The organism is Gaiella sp., assembly GCF_057140465.1.
Genome location: NZ_DBNHWK010000084.1, coordinates 15,143 through 35,802 on the forward strand (window position 1 = coordinate 15,143; position 20,660 = coordinate 35,802).

The following is a 20,660-nucleotide window of genomic DNA, read 5'->3' on the forward strand; positions in this document are numbered from 1 at the left end:
CGGTCGGCGTCAGCCCGATTCGGACGTTCCCGTGCCCGTGCGCGCGGGCGACGTGGCCGGGCCCGCCTGCCGCCGCTCCGGCGCGGGCCCGTCCTTCCCGCGGAACGCGACGAGGATCCCGTTCAGGGCGAAGTAGTACGCACGCTCCGTCGCGATTCCCGGCGAGTACTTGCCGAGGTGGAAGCGCCACACGACCTTGCCGTCGGAGACGCGCGCCGCGTACGTCTTCTGCTCGAGCGTGGAGAAGAACACGAGGTCGCCGACGACGACCGGCGACCCGAGGATCCGGCCGCCGACCTTCGCCCGCCACAGCTCCTCGCCGTCGCGTTTGCGGTAGGCCCGGAGCTGTCCGGCGAAGTCGCCGACGAAGATCCGGTCGGCTCCGACGGCCGGCGTCGTGTAGCCGAGCGTCCCCACCTCGCGCGTCCACAGCACGTCGCCGTCGTCCACGGAGAGCGCGACCACCTTGCCCGAGCGCGCCATCGTGTACAGGCGCTCCCCGTCGGTCGAGGCGCTCGCGTAGAAGCTCTCGTAGCGGAAGGCGTCGCGCTTCACGTAGGTGCTCCACACCTTGGAGCCGTTGCTGCGCCGGAGGCAGAAGATCGAGCCCGCGTACGTCGTGATGCACACGCGGCCGCGCGTGAACGAGGGGCTGGAGTTGATCCGGCCGCCGGTGTCGTAGGCCCAGCGCACCTTCCCGGTGAGTGCGTCCACGGCGAAGAGCCGCCCGTCGGTCGCGCCGAAGTAGGCGACCCCCTCGACGACCGCGGGCGACGACTCGACCTTCGCGTTCGTGCGCAGCTGCCACACGTACCGACCGTTCCGTCGGTCGAGCGCGGTCACCGTCCCGTCGTGGGACGAAACGAGGACGTAGGGGCCCGCGATCGCGGGGGTCGACGCCTTCGGCGCCCGGCTCTGCCGTCGCCAGACGACCTTGCCGCTCGCCGCCTCGATCGCCCAGGTGTCGCCCCGGAAGGTGTTGACGTAGAGGACGCCGTCGCAGTAGCTCGGCGGGTACTCGACGTACGCCTTGAGCCCGCGGGCCCAGAGCGGCGGCCGCGCCGGCACGCCGAGCTCGATCCCCGGTCGGGCGAGCGACCGGCTCCGCTCGCCGCCGAACATCGGCCAGCACAGCTGGTCGACCGTCGGCTGCTCGGGGGCCGGCTTCGGCGGAGGCTTCGGCGGAGGGGCGGTGGGCTCGACCACCGACACGTCCTCGAGCTCGGTGTCGAGCGCCCCCGACGACGGCTCGCGCATCGTGATCGCCAGGATCGCGGCACCGACCCCGAGCAGCGCGACGACGACGAGCGCGCCGGCGGCGACGACGAGGGTGCGCGTGCGGGGACGACGGCGGGCGATCGTTCAGTGTGCCTGCCCGGAGGAGACCGCTGCCGGAGACGGTCGGTCGGCCCGACGACCCTAGAATCCCTTCAACCTGTGGCCAGATACGCCCCAGCTGCGCTCGTCGCGCTCCTGCTCGCGGCCACGGCCGCAGCGTTCGTGATCACCGAGAGGCTCAAGCTGACGCCGAGCCCGATCATCGGCACGCGTGTCGACAAGGTGTTCTCGCCCGTGTGCGACTGCGACACCGACACCGCGACGATCACCTTCCGGTTGCGGGCGCGCGACGTCGTGTCCGTCTCGATCGTCGACCAGGGCGGCGACCGCGTCCGCGAGCTCGCCCGGGCCCAGCCGGCCGCGCAAGGGCCGGTCACCGTCTTCTGGGACGGGCGTGACGACGACGCCCGTGTCGTCCCGGAGGGCGCCTACCTGCCCCGGGTCGAGCTCCGACGCGAGCGGCGCACGATCACGCTCCCCAACCCGATCCAGGTCGACGTCACGCCGCCACGGGTCACGCTCGTGAGCGTCCGCCCGCGCGTCTTCTCCCCCGACGGCGACAAGCGCGTCGACCGGGTGATCGTGCGCTACCGCACGGACGAGCGGGCGAGCGCCTCGCTGCTCGTCGACGGCGTGCAACGTGTGCGGCAGCGGGGTCGGCGTCGAGAGGGGCGGATCGACTGGTTCGGGACGGTCGAGGGTGTCCCGATTCCCCAGGGGACGTACCGCCTCTCGGTGATCGCGCGCGACGCGGCGGGCAACGTCGGCGGGCCGACGCGCGAGGTGCCCGTGGTCGCGCGCTACGTCGTCCTCGGTCGCGACGTGATCGAGACGACCGCCGGGGGCCGGTTCGCGGTGTTCGTGTCGAGCGACGCGGCCAATGTCGAGTGGACGCTCGGGCGGCGCACGGGGACGGCGAGGCCCGGGACGCTCCGGCTGGACGCGCCGCTCGTGCCCGGCCGCTACACGCTCACCGTGACGGCGAACGGGTACCGGGCCCGCGCAGCCGTCCTCGTGCGCAGGCCGGAGACGGCCGAGTGAACGCGCTCGGGCAGATCGGCGCCCTCGTCGGGTCGGCCGGCCTGGCCGTCCTCCTTCTCGCCCGGCCGGCGCCCGTCCGCCTCGCGGGGCTCGTGCTGTGGGGTGGAGGCCTCGGCGCGGTGGCGCTCGCCCTGCTCCCGGACGTGGCGCCGACACGGCTCGCGGCGGCGGCGGTGGCCGGGCTCGTCGTCGCGGTCGTCGGGGCGGTGGCGCTCGTCCGGTGGCCCTACCTGCTCGCGTTCGCCACCCTCGCGTGCCTCCCCGTCCGGATCCCGGTCGACGTCGGGGACGAGGAGGCGAACCTGCTGCTGCCGCTGTACGCGGTCGTCGCCGCTCTCGGCCTCGCGCTCGCCTGGCAGCTGGTGCGGGGCGATCGCCGCTCGCGGGAGCTCCGGCAGCTGGCCCTCCCGCTGGCAGCGTTCGTCGCCTGGACCGCCGTCACCGTGCTGTGGACGCCCGACGTCCGGAAGGGGCTGATCTTCGTGGGCGCGTTCGTGCTCCCGTTCGGCCTGCTCGCGATCGGGTTCGCGCGCCTTCCCTGGCGCGGTCGCTGGTTGACCTGGCTGTGGGGCGGGCTCGTCGCCACCGCGCTCGCGTACGCCCTCGTGGGCGGCTACCAGTGGGCGACCCGGGAGGTCTTCTGGAACCCGAGCGTGATCGTCTTCAACGCCTACGCGCCGTTCTTCAGGGTCAACTCGGTGTTCTGGGACCCGTCGGTGTACGGCCGCTACCTCGCGGTCGCGATCCTCGCGACGCTGGCCGGGATCGTGCTCGGCGGCGTGCGCGGCTGGCGGCTCGCGGGGCTGTACGCGGTGACGGCCGCGACGTGGCTCGGGCTGCTGATCTCGTTCTCCCAGTCGAGCTTCGTGGCGCTCGCCGTCGGCATCGTGGTCGCGGCCGCGGTCGCCTGGGGCCAGCGGGCAGTGCTCTCCCTCGTGGCGCTCGCCGTCGTCGCTGCCGCCGTCACGCTCGCGCTGCCGTCGATCCGCGAGGAGATCGTCGACAAGTCCCGCTCCGGCCTGAACAAGGTCACGAGCGGACGCTCGAACCTCGTCGCCCAAGGCCTGCGCATCACGGCGGATCACCCCGTCGTCGGCGTCGGCGTCGGCGGGTTCAACCGTGAGTACGCCAGGCGCCTCGGGATCCAGGGCAGGGACCCGAAACGGACGGCCTCCCACACGACCCCGGTCACGGTCGCCGCGGAGGAGGGCGTCGTCGGGCTCGCGCTCTTCGGGTGGCTCGTCGTCGCGGCGCTGTGGGCGGCCCTCTGGCGGCTCGGGCGCGGCTTCACGTCGCGCGTCTCGCTGGCCCTCGGCGTGTCGCTCGTGGCGATCTTCGTGCACAGCCTCGCGTACAACGCGTTCTTCGAGGACCCGATGACCTGGGCGCTCCTCGGGCTCGTCGGCCTCGCCGTCCGCTACCCGAGGAAGCGCGCCCGCTCTCCCGGCGCGACCGGCGCGGAGGGGGACGGTCGGCCCGGCCCGCCGGCACCGACCGCGATGCAGCGCACGCCGACGGCCGACACGGGTCGCGGCGAGGCCGGCTGAGCGCCGGCGCGGCGTCGCGTCGACGGCGGGTGACGCTCCCGTTCCGTCGCCCGGCGGGGGCGGGCCGGGGACGACTATGCTCGCCCCGTGATCGAGGCCTGGAAGCGCGCGCTCGTGCTCGCCCCGCACACCGACGACGGCGAGTTCGGCTGCGGGGGCACGATGGCGCGCCTCGCAGAGGCCGGGTGCGAGGTGCGCTACGTCGCCTTCTCGATCGCGACCCGGTCACTGCCCGAGGGCTTCCCGCCGGACACGCTCGCGCGCGAGGTGCGCGAGGCGACCGCCGCGCTCGGGGTGCCCGAGGAGCGGCTCACGGTGCACGACTTCGACGTGCGCACGTTCCCCGACCACCGCCAGGAGATCCTCGAGCTGCTCGTGGCGCTGTGGGAGGAGTACCGACCCGACGTCGTCTTCCAGCCCTCGCACCACGACGTCCACCAGGATCACCAGACCGTCGCCCAGGAAGGCCTGCGCGCGTTCAAGAGGACGACGATCCTCGGCTACGAGATCCCGTGGAACAACTTCGACTTCGCCTACGACGCCTACGTGGGCCTCGAGCAGCGGCATCTCGAGCAGAAGGTCGCCGCCGTGCAGTGCTACGCGTCGCAGCAGCATCGCCGCTACGCGAACGCCGACTACGTCTGGAACCTGGCCCGCGTCCACGGCACGAACGTGAACCGGGACTACGCGGAGGTCTTCCAGGTGTACCGGCTCGTCGCCTGACCGGTCCCGGCGGGCGCACGCGTCGACGGCCGGGGAGACCCGGGCGTCCACACTTCGCGAGAATGCACGCCATGCCAGGGCCCTCACCGCGGAGCGTTCCCCCGTGAGCCGTGCGCTCGAGCTCCTCGGGCTCGGCCTGTGCGTGCTCGGCGCCGTGTGCATGTTCGGCGCGCTCGCCGTCGACCTCGACTCCACGGCGGCGAAGGCGCTGATGGCCGCGGCCGCGATCCTCTTCGTGCCCGGGGCGCTGATCACGCTCACGATGCTGCGGCGCCGCGCGGGCCCGCCCACGTGAGGGTCGTCCGGCCACCGGCGGCCGTGCTCGCGACGTGCGTGGTCGTCGGTGCCTGCGCAGGCGCCCCCGGAGCGTTTCCCGTCGGCGCGCGCGTCGAGGCGCCGACGGTCGTGATCGACCCCGGCCACGACCTGCGCGCCAACCTCGCGACCGAGCCGATCGGCCCGGGCTCGGCGATCCGGAAGATCAAGGACGGCGGTGGCACGCGCGGCGTCGTCACCGGGATCCGCGAGGCCGACCTCGTGCTCGCGGTGTCGCTGCGCCTGCGCCGGCTGCTCGCACGCGCCGATGTCCGCGTCGTCATGACGCGGACGCGCACGGCGGGCGTGTCGATGGGGAACGTCGCCCGCGCCCGCATCGCCAACCGCGCCGGAGCCGATCTCTTCCTTCGCGTGCACGCCGACGGCCACACCGACCCTCGCGTGCGCGGGTCGCACACGCTCGTGCCCGCGCTCCGGCGTGGCTGGACCGACGACGTGTACGCCGAGAGCCGCCGGGTGGCGACGCTCGTGCAGCGCGAGCTGGTGCGTGCGACCGGGTTCCCCGACCGCGGGCTCACCGAGCGGTCGGACATCACCGGCTTCAACTGGGCGAACGTGCCGGCGATCCTCGTCGAGATGGGCTTCATGACGAGCCCGGCCGAGGACCGTGCACTCTCCCGGCCCGCCATGCGGCAGCGCGTCGCCGCCGGCCTCTGCCGCGGCGTGTTGCGCGCTCTCGCACGGCCGGTCGCGGCCTGCAGGGTCTAGCCGCACCACAATCCCGATATCGTTTTAGACGTGCCTAAATCGCCCCTCGCCCTCGGAGTGGTGCTCCTCGCCGTGCTCGGGGCCGGCTGCGGCCCGGTCGGGGAGGCCGCGTTCCCCGACCTCTCGCGCGAGGAGACGATCAGCGTCGTCGCGACGACGGGGATGGTCGCGGACGCCGTCCGCCACGTCGGCGGCGAGCGGGTGCACGTGACCGGGCTGATGGGGCCGGGCGTCGACCCGCACCTGTACAAGGCGAGCGAGGGCGACGTGCGTCGGCTCGAGGGTGCAGACGTGATCTTCTTCAACGGCCTGCACCTCGAGGCGAAGATGGCCGACGTCCTCGAGCGGATCGGCGAGCAGCGCCGGACGGTCGCGGTTGCCGACGCGATCCCGGAGCCGCGCATCCTGACGCCCGAGGCGTTCGCGGGCGAGGCCGATCCCCACGTGTGGTTCGACGTCGGCCTCTGGCGCGACGCGGTGCGCGCCGTCCGCGACACGCTCGCGGGTGCGGATCCCGCGCACGCCGCGCTCTACCGCCGCAACGCCGACGCGTACCTCGAGGAGCTGTCCCGGCTCGACGCGTACGTCCGCGCGCAGACGATGCGCGTTCCCGAGGGGCAGCGGACGATCGTCACCGCCCACGACGCGTTCGGGTACTTCGGGGCCGCGTACGGGTTCGAGGTCGTCGGGCTGCAGGGCATCTCGACCGCTGCGGAGGCCGGCGCGAAGGACGTGCAGCGGCTCGCCGACCTGATCGCCGAGCGTCGCCTGCCCGCGATCTTCGTCGAGTCGTCGATCGCCCCCCGCACGATCGAGGCGGTGCAGGAGGCGGTGCGTGCCCGCGGGCACGACGTCGAGATCGGCGGGAGCCTGTTCTCCGACGCGCTCGGCTCGGCCGGGACGCCCGAGGGGGAGTACGTGGGAATGGTGCGCCACAACGTCGACACGATCGTGAGCGCGCTCGTGGGCGGGGGGGAAGGATGAGCGATCCCGTCCACGACGCCGGCGCCCCCGCGATCGAGGTCGCCGACCTCACCGTCGCGTACGGCGACACGCCCGTGCTGTGGGACGTCGACCTCGACGTGCGCCGCGGCTCGCTCACCGCCGTCGTCGGCCCGAACGGCGCCGGCAAGACGACGCTGATCCGCGCCGTGCTCGGGCTCGTCAAGCCGGCGGCCGGGACGACGCTCGTCCTCGGGCGACCGTACGCGTCCCAGCGACGACTCGTCGCCTACGTCCCCCAGCGCGGGTCGGTGGACTGGGACTTCCCGACCGACGTCCTCGACGTCGTGCTGATGGGCCGCTACGGGCGGCTCGGGTGGATCAGGCGACCGGGGCGCGACGACCGCGACGCGGCACACGAGGCGCTCGCGCAGGTGGGCATGGACGCGTACGCGCGGCGGCAGATCAGCCAGCTCTCGGGCGGGCAGCAGCAGCGGGTCTTCCTCGCCCGTGCGCTCGTCCAGGACGCGGAGGTGTACCTGATGGACGAGCCGTTCCAGGGCGTCGACGCGACCACGGAGCGCGCGATCGTCACGCTGCTCCGCGAGCTCCGGGCCCGCGGGAGGACGATCGTCGCCGTCCACCACGACCTGCAGACCGTCGCCGAGTACTTCGACGACGTCGCCCTCCTCAACGTCCGTCGGATCGCGGCCGGCCCGGTCGACGAGGTGTTCACCGAGGAGAACCTCCGCGCCACGTACGGCGGTCGCACCGCGCTCTTCCCCGGAGCCGCCGGCGCGTGATCGCCGCGGCCCTCCTCGACGACTACACGTTCCGCGTGGTCGCGCTGGGGGCGGCTGCGCTCGGCGCGACGAGCGGCGCCCTCGGGACGTTCGCCGTCCTCCGCCGGCAGGCGCTCGTCGGCGACGCGATCTCCCACGCGGCGCTGCCGGGGATCGTGCTCGCCTACCTCGTCACCGGGGCGAGGGGCTCGTTGGCGCTGCTCGTGGGCGCCGCCGTCACCGGCTTCCTCGCCGTCCTCCTCGTCGGCGCCGTCGTCCGCACGACACGGGTGAAGGCCGACTCCGCGCTCGGCATCTGGCTCTCGGTCTTCTTCGGCGTCGGCCTCGTGCTCCTCACGTACGTCCAGCGTCGTCCCGACGCCTCCCAGGCCGGGCTCGACCGGTTCCTGTTCGGCCAGGCGGCGACGGTGCTCCGGGAGGACGTGTGGACGATGGCGATCCTCGGCGCCGCCGTCCTCGCCGTCCTCGCCGCCGCCTGGAAGCAGCTGAAGGTGCTCGCATTCGACGCCGACTTCGGGTCGACGCTCGGGCTCCGCATGCGGCTGACGGAGGTCCTGCTCACGATCCTGCTCGTCGTCGCGATCGTGATCGGCCTGCAGATGGTGGGCGCGGTGCTCATGAGCGCCATGGTCGTCGCGCCCGCCGCCGCCGCCCGCCAGTGGACGAACCGGCTGGGGCCGATGACCGTGCTCGCCGCTGCCGTCGGGGCGGGTGCTGGCGTCGTCGGCGCGATCGTGTCGTCGGAGGTGGAGCGACTCCCGACCGGCCCGACGATCATCCTCGTGGCGACGGCGTTGGTCGCGCTCTCGCTGCTCTTCGCACCGCATCGCGGCATCGCCGTGCGGGCGGTCGAGTCCCGCGTCGCCCGCCGCCGGCTCGGCCTCGCCGCTGTGCTGGCCGATCTGGCCGAGCTCGAGCGCCAGCACGGGGGCGCGGCGCACGGGCACCACGCGGCGACGATCGGGGTGATGGCGGAAGCGGACGCGACGGTCGCGCTGCGGGAGCTCGCGCGGCGCGGGCTCGTCGTCCGGGGGCCGGACGACGCGTGGTCGCTCACCGACCGCGGCCGGACGGAGGCCGCGCGCCGATGACGACCGGGCAGCTCGAGATCCAGGCGATCGCCGTCGTCACGTCCGTGTCGTGCGCCCTCGTCGGGACCTTCCTCGTGCTGCGGAGGACGGCGCTGCTCTCGGACGCGATCGGTCACTCGGTGCTCGTCGGGATCGCCGTCGCCTTCCTGTTCACCGGCTCCGTCACCTCCCCGCTCCTCCTCGTCGGCGCGGCCCTGACCGGCCTCGTCACGGTCGCGCTCGTCGACGTCGTGACGCGGACCGGCCTCGTGCGGGAGGACGCCGCGATCGGGCTCGTGTTCCCCGCCCTCTTCTCGATCGGCGTGATCGTCGTCTCCCGCTACGCGGACGGCGTCCACCTCGACACGGACGCCGTCCTCCTCGGCGAGCTCGCCTTCGCACCGTTCGACCGCCTGGTGATCGGGGGCTGGGACGTCGGCCCGATGTCGCTCGTGCTCATGACCGCCGTCCTCGTCGTCGACGTGCTCGTGGTCGGCGTGCTCTGGAAGGAGCTGAAGCTCTCGACGTTCGACGCTGCTCTCGCCCTCTCCCTCGGCTTCAGCCCCGTGGTCGTCGGGTACGCGCTGATGTCGGCCGTCTCTCTGACCGCGGTCGGGGCCTTCAACGCGGTCGGGTCGATCCTCGTCGTCGCCCTGATGGTCGCGCCGCCGGCGACCGCCTACCTGCTCACGGACTCGCTGGTACGGATGACCGTGCTCGCCTGCGCGATCGGGGGGATCGCCGCGCTCGGCGGGTACTGGCTCGCCTACGCGCTCGACGCGTCGATCGCCGGGTGCATCGCCGCCGTGTGCGGAGGCGTGTTCGGGCTCGCGTGGCTGCTGGCGCCCCGGCGCGGCCTCGTCGCGGCGGCCCGGCGGCGCACGCGCCAGCGACTCGAGTTCGCACAGACGATGCTCGCGATCCACCTCGTCAACCACGAGGGGCGACCGGAGGAGGCGGTGGAGAGCCGTGTCGACCACCTCGGCGAGCACCTCCGGTGGGACGCCGGCTTCGCCGGCCGGGTCGTCCGCAGCGCGGAGCGCCGTGGGCTCGTCTCCCGTGCCGACGGCAGGCTGTCGGTGACCGAGCAGGGGCGCGAGCTCGCGGGGCGGGCAGTCACCCACTGACGGCTACGGACTTCCCCGGATGTCCCCGTTCGTGCGATCGGGCATGCTGGATCGGACTCCCGAAGGAGGTATGTGATGAATGCGATACGGCGGGAGGCCGTGCTGGCCGAGGTGCTCGACGAGGCCGGTGTCCGGTACGAGGTGCTCGACCACGAGCGGACGGAGACCGCGGCCGCCGAGGCCGCCGCACTCGACATGCCGCCCAGGGTCGTCGCGAAGACGGTCGTCGTCGGCACGGGCGGTGGCAACGTCCGTGTCGCGGTGCCCGCCTCGGAGCGGGTCGACATGCACAAGCTGCGCGACCTGCTCGGGGGCGGCAATGAGATCCACCTCCTCACCGAGGACGATCTCGCGCGCGCGTACCCGGAGTTCGAGCTGGGCGCCGTGCCGCCGATCGGCGGCCGCGAGGACGCGGTCGTGATCGACGAGCGTCTCACGACGCAGAAGCACGTCGTGGTCGAGGCCGGGTCGCACGATCGGTCGCTGCGCCTCGACCCGGCGGACCTCGTGGCCGTCTCCCGCGCGACGACGGCAGACGTCTGCGTCGACTAGCGTGCGCGCCCTGCGGGGGCGCGGCGGGCGGCGATCCGACGCCGGATGGCCGCCCGCTCGACGGGGAGGAGGAAGCCGAGCGGCACGAGCGCGAGCGGGTACGCGGCGGTGAGCACGATCGCGAGCGGGAGCCCGGCGCCCACGAGCTTGCCGACGACCGCGATCGCGACGCCGGCGAGGAGCGCGGTCGCGGCCCGGCGCCACTGGTAGGGGACGGGGTAGATCCGCTGTGACCACCAGGCCATCCCCGCGAACATCACGACGTACGCGGCGACCGTGGCCACCGCCGCGCCCATCATCCCGTACGGCGGGATCAGGGCGAGGTTCAGCGCGACGTTGACGGCGGCCGCGGCGCCGGTCACGACCCAGTTGAACTGCGTCCGCTTCTGCCTGCCGATGCCGATGGCGACGACGATGTACCCGCCGAAGGCGACGGCGGCGAACGCGAGCGGGCCCACGACCCGAGAGGCCGATGCGAAGGCCGGTGCGGCGAGCCAGTCCACCAGCCACGGCGAGAGCAGGGCGAGCCCCGTCGCCACCCACGTCGAGACGACGGTGAGGTACGTGAGCACCCACCCGTAGGTCCGGCGGGCCTCGCCGTCGTCCTCGATCGAGTAGGCGAACGCCGGCCACGCCATCCGGAACGCGGTCAGCATCAGCACCATCGCCGACGCGATCCGCACGCCCACGGAGTACAGGCCCGTCTCGGTCGCGTCGGCGAGCGTGACGAGGAAGAAGCGGTCGGAGAAGCTCGTCACCCAGAGCAGGAGCGCCGTCGGGACGAGCGGCATCCCGAACCGGTTCATCTCGCGCAGGAGCCCGCGGTCGAACGTCAGCCCCAGCTGTTCGCGTCGATACAGGACGAGGACGGCGTACACGAGCAGCGTCCCGGTGAAGTTGCCGACGATCACCCCGAGCGGTCCCGTGTCGAGCGCGACGACCAGCACGAGCGTCGCCCCGACCGTGAGCACGATGTTGACGAGGCTCGCCGTCACGAACGCGGTCGCCCGCTCCTCGACGCGGAACACCGCGGTCAGCTGCTCGTAGTTCATCTGCGCCCAGAGGGCGACGCCCGACGCGAGCACGAGGTCCCACGCGTCCGTCGTGCCGAAGAGCGCCTCGGAGATCGGCTCCGCGAGCGCGGCGAGTGCGGCGAGCCCAGCGGTCGAGGTGCCGATCGTGAACCAGAACGCGGTGCGCAGCACACGCCGCCGGTGGTCGGCGCCGGGCGAGTCGAAGGTGAACCGGAAGAAGGCGGGCTGGATGCCGAAGCGCAGCACGATCGCGAGCACCGTCGTCAGCGCGATCAGCGTCTCGATCCGCCCGTAGTCGCTCGGGGAGAGGTAGTGGGTGTAGAGGGGGAGGAGGAGGACGGCGAGGATGCGCGAGACGAGCCCTCCCAGCCCGTAGATCACGGACTGGGTGCCGAGCCGCCTGAGCTGGGCGCCGAGCGCCATCGTCAGAGACGAGCGTAGAGGTCGAGCAGGCGATCGGTGACCCGCTCGACGTCGTGCACCCGCTCCGCGTACGCCCGTGAAGCGGCGCCGATGCGACGGCGTCCGTCCGGGCCCGCGGCGACGAGCTCCTCCAGGCGTGTGCGCAGCGTCGCCGCGGTGGCGCTCACGATCGGCACCGGGGTCTCGAGCGCCTCCTCGGTGCGGGCGACCGCGTCGTCGCGGAGGAACGTGACGACCGGCTTGCCGAGCGCCATGCACTCGATCGCGAACAATCCGTACCAGCCGGCGTTCAGCTGGTCGACGACGATGTCCGCATCCCGGTAGAGCGGGAACGCCTCGTCGTGCGGCAGGCCCTCGACGAGCCGGAGCTCGACGTCGAGCCCCTCGCAGGCGGCGACCACGTGCTCCGTCCCCTTGCGCCGCCGCGACGACGGTGCGTGGAGCACGACCGGCCGCGCGCGCTCGCCCGGGGGCACCGGCTCGATCGACGCGACGTCGATCCCCGGCGGGAGCACGTCGGCGTGCGGCACCCACCGCAGTGCGTCGTAGCTCCCGACGACGGCGGCGTCGGCCATGCGCGCGACCCCGAGCTGCTCGGGGCGCTTCCCCCTGATGTCGGTGCCGAGGAAGTGCATCACCGACCGCTTGCGCAGGGCCCGCAGCAGCGGGAACTGCAGCGTCTTCGGGACGAGGGTGAGGCCGAAGTAGAAGTGGAACACGTCGACGCCCGGGAGCAGCTCGAGGAGGGCGCGCCACTGTCGGGGCTGGCGGCGCAGCATCCCTCCCTGCGGGAGGTCGAGCGAGCGGTCCGCCTCCGGATGCAGCGGGTAGCGGTTGAACACGACGAGCTCGGCGTCGACGCCTCGACGGCGCAGCGCCTGGACGTTCGCCCAGGGCACACCCGCCGTGTTGACGGGGCAGTGCACGACACGCAGAGGGCGCTCGCCCCGACGCGTCCGGGCGTCGGGGACGGTCACTCGAGCCTGATCCGGTCGCCGGGGAGCTGGCCGAGCCGGCGCTCCCGCTCGGCGTCCAGCATCGCCAGCATCGTCTCGTGCATCGTCTGCCCCGGGTAGACCCAGATCGCCGGGTGGATCAGCAGCTGCAGCCACGGGAACGCGCCCCGGCGCAGCTCCTCCCGGGGATCGCCCCGGCGCCAGTGCTGGTTGGAGTCCGAGCGGTAGGTCTCGGGCGTGAAGTACGGCTCCGCCATCACGTTGACGACGCCGGGGATCGGCTCCGTCATGTACGCGGGCTCGGGGTTGTGCCACGCCACCACCGGGTCGAAGCGATCGTCGAGCACGACGTTCGGGTACACGGCGTGCAGGCCGACGCGGTGGCCGAGCGCCCGCAGCTCCGCGGTCGCCTCCACGCCCTCGGCGGAGGCGAGGTTGTAGAAGAGCGACTCCGTCATCAGGAGGTACGTCGTCGCGATCCCGAGCTCCGCCTCGAGGCGGGCCATCACGACGGCGGCGTCGAGCGTGAGGTCGACGTCGTGGCGCAGGAAGAGCCGGCCGGGCTCGGGGACGTCGTCGAAGAGCGAGAAGCGGTAGCCGCCGGCGAGGGCTGCGTCGAGCAGGTCGCGGTAGTCGTCGAGGTCCCAGGCAACGCCGGTCATCGCGGCGATGCTAGACGATCGCCCCCGTGCTCCTGGCGGCCGGCCCCGCTCAGCGCACGCGGGCCGACGGGACGAGGAACCAGTTGCGGTCCCAGCGGTCGATCTCGCACCCGTTGTCGCGCCTCAGCCGGACCCAGACGCGGCGGCCGTCGACCGTTCCGGTGACGAGGGTGACCATCGGCCCACCGTAGACCTGCGCGCAGGCGGTGTCCCTCGGGACGGGGAGCAGCGTGCGGACACCGCTCCGGCGGAGCTCGCGACACGCGGTCGTGCGTCGCGGCAGGCTCCCGCCGACGGGGTCGCAGCGCAGCGTCCAGACGACGCGCGTCTCGGGCTCGCGCCCGTCCTCGAGGTAGACGACGCGGAGTGCGGTGCGCCCGCCGGAGCCCGCGGCGATGTCGCCGGCGGCGAGCGCGCCCGCGAGCACGAGCATCGCAGCCGTCGTTCGGGCGATCCGCATCACGCGTCCATTGTCGCTGGCGCGCCACTGCGTGCGCCGCGGACGGCCTCGCGGGCCGGGTCGGCGACCGCCGCCGGCGGTCGAGCGACTACACTCGCCAACCGTGGCGCTCACCGGCAAGCGCATCCTGATCACGGGCGGCGCCGGCTTCATCGGGACGACGCTCGCCCACCGACTCGTCGACGAGAACGACGTGATCGCGGTCGACAACCTCCACCGCGACGTCCTCTCCGGCACGGCGCTCGGCGAGCATCCGAACTTCCGCTTCGTCGACGCCGACATCCTCGACGCCGACGCGATGCGCGAGCTCGCCCGTGGCTCCACGCACGTCGTCCACGCGGCGGCGATCGCGGGCGTGGACACCGTGCTCGAGAGCCCGGTGCGGACGATGCGCGTGAACGTGATCGGCACCTACAACGTGCTCGAGGCGGCGCTCGCGACCAAGGACACGCTGGAGCGCGTGATCGAGTTCTCGACGAGCGAGGTCTTCGGCCAGCAGGCGTTCAACGTCCACGAGGGGCACGTGACGACGATCGGGTCGGTGGGGGAGGCGCGATGGACGTACGCCGTGTCGAAGCTCGCGGGAGAGCACATGGCGCACGCCTACCACGACGAGCTCGGGCTGCCCACGGTGTCGGTGCGGCCGTTCAACGTCTACGGGCCCGGCCAGGTCGGCGGCGGTGCGATCCGTGCGTTCATCGAGGCCGCGCTCGAGGGTCGCGACCTGACGATCCACGGCGACGGCTCCCAGATCCGCGCCTGGACGTACGTCGACGACATGGTGCGGGGGCTCCTCCTCTGCCTCGAGCACCCGGGAGCGGTCGGCGAGAGCTTCAACATCGGCAACGCGCGCTCGGCGGTGACGATCTTCGACCTCGCGGGCCGGATCAAGCGGCTGTCCGGGTGCCCCGGGGAGATCGTCTTCCAGCCGCTGCACTACATCGACGTCGAGCTGAGGATCCCCAACGTCACGAAGGCGCGGGAGCTGCTCGGCTTCGAGGCCGAGGTCGAGCTCGAGGAGGGCCTCACGCGCACGATCGCGTGGTACCGGAAGAAGCTCGGGTCGGCCGCGACGTGACCGCCCCGATCAGGCTCGCGCGGCCCGACGTCGGCGAGGCCGAGCTCCGGGCCGTCGCCGAGGTGCTCGGCAGCGGCCAGCTGACGATGGGGCCGAAGGTCGGGGAGTTCGAGTGCGCGGTCGCCGGCGCGGTCGGGACGCGCGACGCCGTCGCGGTGGCGAACGGCACGGCGGCGCTCCATCTCGCGCTCCTCGCCCTCGGTGTCGGGCCGGGGGACGAGGTGGTCGTCCCCGCCTACACGTTCCCGGCGACGGCCAACGCGGTCCGGCTCTGCGGCGCCGAGGCCGTGCTCGTCGACGTCGACCCGGAGACGTTCGTCGTCGACGCCGAGGCCGTCGCCGACGCGGTCACGTCCAGGACGCGCGCGGTGATGGCGGTGCACCTGTTCGGCCGCCCCGTCGACTGGGACGCCCTCAGGGCCGTCGTGCCGGAGCGCGTGCTGCTCGTCGAGGACGCTGCGGGCGCGCTCGGCGCGCGATCGCGCGGGCGCCCCTGCGGCTCGCTCGGTGTCGCCGGCTGCCTCTCGTTCCACCCGCGGAAGATCGTCACCACCGGGGAGGGGGGCGCGGTGACGACGGACGACCCGGAGATCGCCGCCGCCGTGCGGCGGCTGCGTCACCACGGCATCGTCGCCGACGGGACGAACGACATCCCCGTCCCGGGCTTCAACTACCGCCTCGCCGACGTCCTCTGCGCCCTGGGCATCCCGCAGGTCGAGCGCCTCGAGGAGCTGCTCGCCGGACGGGAGCGCGCCGCCTCCTGGTACGCGGAGCGCCTCGGCGACGTGATCGGGACGCCGTCCGCGGCGGAGGGAGACCGGCACGGCTGGCAGGCCTACGTCGTTCGCATCGACCGCCGCGACGAGCTGCTCGCCGCTCTCCGCGCCGAGGGCATCGAGGTGCAGATCGGCACGTACGCCCTCCACCGGCTCGGCGCGTATCGCGACCAGGGCGCCTTTCCCGGCGCGCAGCGCGCCTACGAGCGGGCGCTCGCGCTGCCGTTCGCGGCGACGACGACCGAGGACGAGGTCGACCGGGTCTGCACCGCCCTCCTCGGGCGCCTGGGCCGTTCCTGACCGCAGCCACGACGTCGCGAGCGAGGCTCCCGGCCGCCCGCGCCGCCCGCAGTGGCAGGAGCTGCATCGGTCACCGGCACGGGCACGCTCTCCTGCGGCCGCACCGGCCAGGAGGCCACGCGGGCGGCTGGCGCCATCCCGGCCTCCTCAGCCAGGCTGGGCCGTGTCGCGACTCCGGAGCTCGAAGATCTCGACCCTCGCCCCCCGCCGGGAGCGGCCGGTGCCGCGGTGGCGCATGCCGATCTTCTCCACGACACGGAGCGACGCACGGTTCTCCGGACGCACGTAGGCGACGAGGTGGTCGAGCGCCAGCTCGTCGAGCGCCCACGCCGCGACGGCCCCGGCGGCCTCCGTCGCGACGCCCTCCCCGCGCCGGTCGGGAAGGACGATCCACCCGATCTCGACCTCCTCCGGCTCGATCCCCACGATCCCCTCCCCGGCGAGGTGCAGCTCGACGACACCGACCGGCTCCGCGATGCCCGGCGTCTCGGCCACCAGGTGGCCGAAGCCGTGTGCCCGCTCGTGCGCGAGGGCCTGCTCGAGCTCGAGCTCAGCGTCCTCGATCGAGCCTCCGGTGTCGACGTGCATCGACGCGAGCCACGAGCGGTCGTCGCGCCGGAGCGACCGTAGGACGAGGCGTTCCGTCTCGATCCGCGTCATCCCCGTCGAGTCTAGGCCCCTCGGCGAACGGCCGGGCGCCGTCGGCTCGTCGGTCCCCCGGAGGTCGGCGACCCGGGCCGTCGTGCGGTGGAGCCCGTACGCTTCGTGGTCGATGCGGACGCGCCGGAGAACGCGCCTCGGCTTCCAGCCTCCCACGATCGGCGACGAGGAGATCGAGGGCGTCGGCGCGCCCTCCACCCCATGAGCCGTCGGACCCGCCTCGTCGGCACCGCCCTCCTCACGGCGCTGGCGGTCGCGTACCTCGTCTGGAAGGTCGACCTCGGCCGGACGATCGACGTGCTGCTCGACTCGGAGCCGGCGTGGGTGCTGCTCGCGATCCTCATCATGGTCGGCACGGCCCCGCTGATGGCGCTGCGCTGGAAGTGGCTGCTCGCCGCCCAGGGAGTCCACGAGCGCCTGCCCTGGCTCACGCGCTCGTACCTCGTCTCCTACACGGCCGGCCAGGTGCTGCCGACGTCGATCGGCGGGGACGCATCGCGCATCGTGGAGTCGTCGCGGCGCCATCCGGGACGCACCGCCGACCTGACGGCGATCGTCCTGCTCGAGCGCGGCCTCGGCGGCACGGCCACGCTCCTGCTCGGGGCCGTCGGCTTCGTGCTCGCGGTCGGGCACTACGACGTGAGCGCCTACGTGTGGATCGAGGGGCTGTTCGTGCTCGGGACGCTCGTGCTCCTGTTCCTGTTCTTCGCGCGCTCCGCGAGGCCGCTGCTCGCACGGCTCCAGCCGCTGCTGCGTCCGCTGCGCGTCGACCGCGCCCTCCGCGCGTTCTACGAGGGCGTGCACCACTATCGCGGGCATCCGCGCCTGCTCGCCGGGACGTTCGTGTACACGACGGCGCTCCAGGCCGTTCGCGTACTCGCGATCTGGGCGTCCGCGAAGGCGGTCGGCATCGACCTCGGGCCGCGCATCTACTACGTGATGGGGCCGCTGTTCTTCCTCGTCATGCTCGTGCCGTTCACGCTCAACGGGATCGCGCTCCGCGAGGCGTTCTTCGTGAGCTTCCTCGGCTCCGTCGGCGTGCCCGCCGACCAGGCGTTCGCCGCCGGCTTCCTGTTCTTCGTCGTCGTCGTGGTGATGGCGCTCCCCGGGGCCGGGATCCTGCTCTACGAGGGGGTGCGCGGCGGGGCGCGGAGCCCGCGTGTCGAGCATGGGTGAGCCCGCGGCCGAGGTGGCCGCGGTCGTCGTCACCTACAACGGCCTCCCGTGGATCGAACGCTGCCTCGATGCGCTGCACGGCGTGGAGACCGTCGTCGTCGACCACGGCTCCGCGGACGGGACGGTCGCCGCCGTCCGCGCCCGGCACCCCGAGGTGCGGCTCGTCGAGCAGGAGAACCGCGCGCTCTGCGCCGGCTGGAACCGCGGCGTCGCGGAGACGTCGTCCGAGTTCGTCCTCGTCCTCAACTCCGATGCCTGGCTGCTCGACGACGGGCTCCGGCGCCTCGTCGACGTCGCCCGCCGCCGGCCCCGGGCGGCCTGGATCGGGCCGCGGCTCGTGAACGACGACGGCACGCTGCAGCGCTCCGTGCGCGGCTTCCCGACGCTCTGGCGGCTCGCCACCGAGTACCTGTTCCTGCGCAAGCTCGCCCCGCGCTCCCGTGCCCTGAACGCGTTCTACGCCGGCGACTTCGACCACGACCGCGAGCGGGCCGTCGACTGGACGATGGGTGCCGCGATGCTCGTGCGCCGTGCCGCCTTCGACGACGTCGGCCCCTTCGACGAGGACTTCTTCCTCTTCAGCGAGGAGACCGACTGGTGCTGGCGCGCCGCCGCGCGCGGGTGGGAGGTCGTGTTCACCCCCGAGGCGACCTGCGTGCACGTGGGCGGCGCATCCCACGGCGGGCGCCACTTCCGCGAGAACGTGCGCGGCCACCTCCGGTTCCTCGCGAAGCACCGCGGGCTCGTGGAGGCGGAGCGGGCCCGCCGCCTGCTGCGCGCGTCGCTCCTCCTGCGCGGCCGGCTGTTCCGCGGCGAGCGCGGCGCCCGCTACCGCGAGGTCGCTCGGTGGCTCGGCTCGGGTGACGTCCCGACCCTGCTCGAGCGGACGTGAGCGGCGCGCTGCTGTACGTGCGGCTCGCGGCCGCCACGGCCGTCGTGCTCGCACCCGGCTGGGCGATCGCGCGCGCCCTCGGGGTCGCCGGCGTCGCCGCGACGCTCGCCTGGGCGCTCGGGGCGCTCTTCGCCGCGCTCGCCGTCACCTTCGCCCTCTCCGCGTCCCTCACGTTCACCCTCGTCGTGCTGCTCGTGATCGGGCTCGCAGCGCTCCCCTTCGCGCTGCGGCGCCGCGACCACACTGCCTGGCCGCCCCACGCGGCGGTCGCGGCGGCGCTCGGCGTGCTCCTCGGGATCCTGCTGTGGCACGTCGCGGGCGAGATCGGCGGCGACGGCTTCTTCCACCTCGCGCGCGTCCGCAAGCTGACGGCGCTCGGCGACCTCTCGCTCGACGGGCTCAACGAGTTCCCGGACGGGAGCCTGCACCCGGGATACGCCTTCCCGCTCTGGCACGGCGTCCTCGCGCTCGTCGCGAAGGTCGGAGGCGTCGACCCGACCGACGTCGTCCTCCACCTGCCGTCGGTGCTGGCTCCGCTCGCCGTCCTCGTGTGGCTCGAGGCGGGCTGGGCGCTGTTCCGCCGGGCCGGCGCAGCCGCCGCGGCGGCGGCGACGGCGGTCGCGCTCCTCGCGTTCGCGCCCGGTCACGGCGGCGCCTACACGGCGCTCGCGCTCCCGGCGACGGCCTCCCGGCAGGTCCTCGTCCCGGCCGCGCTCGCGCTCGCGTTCGCCGTCGTCCGCCGGCCCACGCCGGCGCTCGTCGCCTCGGCCGCAGCCGCCGCGCTCGCACTGGCGGTGACGCATCCGAGCTACGCCCCCTTCGTCTGCGTGCCGTTCCTCGGGTTCCTCGTCGTGCGCGTCCTCTGGACACGACGCGACCTCGTGCCCGGCGCGCTCGCGCTCGGGGCGCTGGCGCTGCCCGCGCTCGCGTTCTTCGCGTGGCTCCTCCCCGTCGTCCGCGACACCGTCTCCGTCTCGCCCGACGAGGACGAGCGGCTGCGCGCCTTCCGCCTCTACGAGGGCCAGCTCGACGTCCGCTCGGTCGACAGCTTCAGCGTCGTCCCGGACCTCTTCGGCCGGGCCGGCGCGGCGGCGGTGGCGGCGCTCCTGCTCGTGCCGCTCGCCGGGCTCGCCGCGCGGAGGCGCTGGTCCGCGTACGTGGTCGGCGGCGCGCTCGCCGTGGCGGCGCTGACACTCGTCCCGTTCCTGTTCACGCAGCTGACCGACGTCGTCTCGATCTCGCAGGGACGCCGGCTCGTCGGCTTCTTCCCGTTCCCGTTCGCGCTCGCCGGTGGGATGGGCGTGCTCGCGGCGGTGCTCGGCCCGCTCGTCGCACCACTGGCGCTCGCCGGGGGCATCGTGCTCCAGCTCGTCTACGAGGGCGACTTCGAGTACCGGCTCACGTCGGGCGGCCCGGCGTGGGCGACGTGGGTGGCGGTGCTCGGGGCCGTCGCGGCACTCGCCTACGGCTTCCTGCAGCGCGAGCCGCGTGAGCGCAGCGCGGGGGTCGCGTCGGCGCTGCTCCTCCTGCCGGTCTTCGTCGCCGGCGCGTTCTCGTGGTCGCCGGATCCCGCCCGGCCGCCGAGCCCCCTCTCCGACGGGCTCGTCGCCGCGCTCCGCTCGGAGGTGCCGGTCGGGGGCGTGGTCTACGGCGACCCCGAGGCCAGCTACCGGATGGCGGCGTTCGCGCCGGTCTCGCTCTGCGTCTCGGCGCCCGGGCACGTCGCCGACACGACCGAGAACCGTCCCCGCGAGCGCGTCCAGGAGTTCCGCGTGTTCGCCCGCACCGGTGACCTCGCGATCCCGCGCGCGTGCGGGGCCGGCTGGCTCGTCGTCGACCGCTCGCGCTTCGCGATCGAGCCCGACCTCCCGCTGGTCTACGCCGACGAGCGCTGGCGGCTCTACCGGCTCTCGGGCACGGGCTCCCCGTAGGCCCCGCCCCCCGGGGTCTCGATGCGCACGAGGTCGCCCGGTGCGAGGTCGACGGTCGCCGAGGCCGGAAGCTCGACGCCGTTGACGAGCGTGCGGCCCGGCAGCCCGTCACCGCCCCCGCTCCT

22 protein-coding genes are annotated in these 20,660 nt (G+C 73.7%); 15 read left to right on the top strand and 7 right to left on the bottom strand.

Features of this window, described 5'->3' with window-relative positions:
* Positions 1–9 precede the first annotated feature (9 nt).
* Positions 10–1,257: an outer membrane protein assembly factor BamB family protein gene (locus AC162C_RS12230; protein ID WP_484097781.1), complete on the bottom strand. Its 1,248-nt coding sequence runs from the start codon at positions 1,255–1,257 to the stop codon at positions 10–12.
* A gap of 180 nt (positions 1,258–1,437) precedes the next feature.
* Here AC162C_RS12230 and AC162C_RS12235 point away from each other — a divergent pair, with 180 nt between their 5' ends.
* From AC162C_RS12235 to AC162C_RS12280, 10 genes are all read left to right on the top strand, one after another.
* The gene (locus tag AC162C_RS12235; protein ID WP_484097782.1) at positions 1,438–2,379 is read left to right on the top strand and encodes a FlgD immunoglobulin-like domain containing protein; all 942 of its coding nucleotides are present in this window, start codon (positions 1,438–1,440) and stop codon (positions 2,377–2,379) included.
* The gene (locus AC162C_RS12240) at positions 2,376–3,926 is read left to right on the top strand and encodes an O-antigen ligase family protein (RefSeq protein WP_484097783.1); all 1,551 of its coding nucleotides are present in this window, start codon (positions 2,376–2,378) and stop codon (positions 3,924–3,926) included. The genes AC162C_RS12235 and AC162C_RS12240 overlap by 4 nt, the downstream gene beginning before the upstream one ends.
* An 87-nt stretch (positions 3,927–4,013) precedes the next feature.
* Complete coding sequence (locus AC162C_RS12245) at positions 4,014–4,649, top strand: PIG-L deacetylase family protein (RefSeq protein ID WP_462972673.1); 636 nt, start codon at positions 4,014–4,016, stop codon at positions 4,647–4,649.
* 103 nt (positions 4,650–4,752) lie between these two features.
* Positions 4,753–4,944 (top strand): hypothetical protein, encoded by a 192-nt coding sequence (locus AC162C_RS12250; RefSeq protein ID WP_462972672.1) that lies wholly within the window; start codon positions 4,753–4,755, stop codon positions 4,942–4,944.
* Complete coding sequence (locus tag AC162C_RS12255) at positions 4,941–5,693, top strand: N-acetylmuramoyl-L-alanine amidase family protein (protein ID WP_484097784.1); 753 nt, start codon at positions 4,941–4,943, stop codon at positions 5,691–5,693. Before AC162C_RS12250 ends, AC162C_RS12255 begins: the two co-directional genes overlap by 4 nt.
* 30 nt (positions 5,694–5,723) lie before the next feature.
* The gene (locus AC162C_RS12260; RefSeq protein WP_484097785.1) at positions 5,724–6,677 is read left to right on the top strand and encodes a metal ABC transporter solute-binding protein, Zn/Mn family; all 954 of its coding nucleotides are present in this window, start codon (positions 5,724–5,726) and stop codon (positions 6,675–6,677) included.
* Complete coding sequence (locus AC162C_RS12265; RefSeq protein WP_484097786.1) at positions 6,674–7,438, top strand: metal ABC transporter ATP-binding protein; 765 nt, start codon at positions 6,674–6,676, stop codon at positions 7,436–7,438. Before AC162C_RS12260 ends, AC162C_RS12265 begins: the two co-directional genes overlap by 4 nt.
* Positions 7,435–8,529, top strand: coding sequence for a metal ABC transporter permease (locus AC162C_RS12270; RefSeq protein WP_462972668.1), 1,095 nt, complete (start codon positions 7,435–7,437; stop codon positions 8,527–8,529). Before AC162C_RS12265 ends, AC162C_RS12270 begins: the two co-directional genes overlap by 4 nt.
* Positions 8,526–9,635 (top strand): metal ABC transporter permease, encoded by a 1,110-nt coding sequence (locus AC162C_RS12275; RefSeq protein WP_462972667.1) that lies wholly within the window; start codon positions 8,526–8,528, stop codon positions 9,633–9,635. Before AC162C_RS12270 ends, AC162C_RS12275 begins: the two co-directional genes overlap by 4 nt.
* Before the next feature lie 75 nt (positions 9,636–9,710).
* Positions 9,711–10,187, top strand: a complete 477-nt coding sequence (locus tag AC162C_RS12280; protein ID WP_484097787.1) for an aminoacyl-tRNA deacylase — start codon at positions 9,711–9,713, stop codon at positions 10,185–10,187.
* On the opposite strand, the gene AC162C_RS12285 is transcribed toward AC162C_RS12280, so the two are convergent.
* From AC162C_RS12285 to AC162C_RS12300, 4 genes are read right to left on the bottom strand one after another with little or no spacing between them, the layout of a single operon-like run.
* Entirely contained in the window at positions 10,184–11,644 is a 1,461-nt protein-coding gene (locus tag AC162C_RS12285) for a lipopolysaccharide biosynthesis protein (RefSeq protein ID WP_484097788.1), read from the bottom strand. The two genes, AC162C_RS12280 and AC162C_RS12285, sit on opposite strands and share 4 nt — an antisense overlap.
* Before the next feature lie 2 nt (positions 11,645–11,646).
* Complete coding sequence (locus AC162C_RS12290; protein ID WP_484097789.1) at positions 11,647–12,621, bottom strand: glycosyltransferase family protein; 975 nt, start codon at positions 12,619–12,621, stop codon at positions 11,647–11,649.
* On the bottom strand, positions 12,618–13,262 hold the full coding sequence (locus tag AC162C_RS12295) for a hypothetical protein (RefSeq protein ID WP_484097790.1): 645 nt from the start codon (positions 13,260–13,262) through the stop codon (positions 12,618–12,620). Before AC162C_RS12295 ends, AC162C_RS12290 begins: the two co-directional genes overlap by 4 nt.
* A gap of 49 nt (positions 13,263–13,311) precedes the next feature.
* The gene (locus tag AC162C_RS12300) at positions 13,312–13,722 is read right to left on the bottom strand and encodes an SSI family serine proteinase inhibitor (RefSeq protein ID WP_484097791.1); all 411 of its coding nucleotides are present in this window, start codon (positions 13,720–13,722) and stop codon (positions 13,312–13,314) included.
* Between the two features lie 103 nt (positions 13,723–13,825).
* On the opposite strand from AC162C_RS12300, the gene AC162C_RS12305 reads away from it, so the two are divergent.
* On the top strand, positions 13,826–14,800 hold the full coding sequence (locus tag AC162C_RS12305; RefSeq protein WP_484097792.1) for an NAD-dependent epimerase/dehydratase family protein: 975 nt from the start codon (positions 13,826–13,828) through the stop codon (positions 14,798–14,800).
* Positions 14,797–15,876 carry a DegT/DnrJ/EryC1/StrS family aminotransferase gene (locus AC162C_RS12310; RefSeq protein WP_484097793.1) on the top strand — a complete coding sequence of 360 codons (1,080 nt, stop codon included), beginning with the start codon at positions 14,797–14,799 and terminating at the stop codon, positions 15,874–15,876. The genes AC162C_RS12305 and AC162C_RS12310 overlap by 4 nt, the downstream gene beginning before the upstream one ends.
* Positions 15,877–16,023: 147 nt before the next feature.
* Here AC162C_RS12310 and AC162C_RS12315 read toward each other — a convergent pair whose 3' ends face one another.
* Positions 16,024–16,536 carry a GNAT family N-acetyltransferase gene (locus AC162C_RS12315; protein ID WP_484097794.1) on the bottom strand — a complete coding sequence of 171 codons (513 nt, stop codon included), beginning with the start codon at positions 16,534–16,536 and terminating at the stop codon, positions 16,024–16,026.
* A 201-nt stretch (positions 16,537–16,737) separates the two neighbouring features.
* Here AC162C_RS12315 and AC162C_RS12320 point away from each other — a divergent pair, with 201 nt between their 5' ends.
* Genes AC162C_RS12320 through AC162C_RS12330 form a run of 3 tightly spaced genes read left to right on the top strand, consistent with a single transcriptional unit; the run spans position 16,738 to position 20,535 of the window.
* Entirely contained in the window at positions 16,738–17,712 is a 975-nt protein-coding gene (locus AC162C_RS12320; protein WP_484097795.1) for a lysylphosphatidylglycerol synthase transmembrane domain-containing protein, read from the top strand.
* Positions 17,705–18,604 (top strand): glycosyltransferase family 2 protein, encoded by a 900-nt coding sequence (locus AC162C_RS12325; RefSeq protein ID WP_484097796.1) that lies wholly within the window; start codon positions 17,705–17,707, stop codon positions 18,602–18,604. Before AC162C_RS12320 ends, AC162C_RS12325 begins: the two co-directional genes overlap by 8 nt.
* Positions 18,601–20,535, top strand: coding sequence for a hypothetical protein (locus AC162C_RS12330; RefSeq protein WP_484097797.1), 1,935 nt, complete (start codon positions 18,601–18,603; stop codon positions 20,533–20,535). The genes AC162C_RS12325 and AC162C_RS12330 overlap by 4 nt, the downstream gene beginning before the upstream one ends.
* Here the strand turns inward: AC162C_RS12330 and AC162C_RS12335 are convergent.
* On the bottom strand, positions 20,505–20,639 hold the full coding sequence (locus AC162C_RS12335; protein WP_484097798.1) for a hypothetical protein: 135 nt from the start codon (positions 20,637–20,639) through the stop codon (positions 20,505–20,507). The two genes, AC162C_RS12330 and AC162C_RS12335, sit on opposite strands and share 31 nt — an antisense overlap.
* Positions 20,640–20,660: the final 21 nt, after the last annotated feature.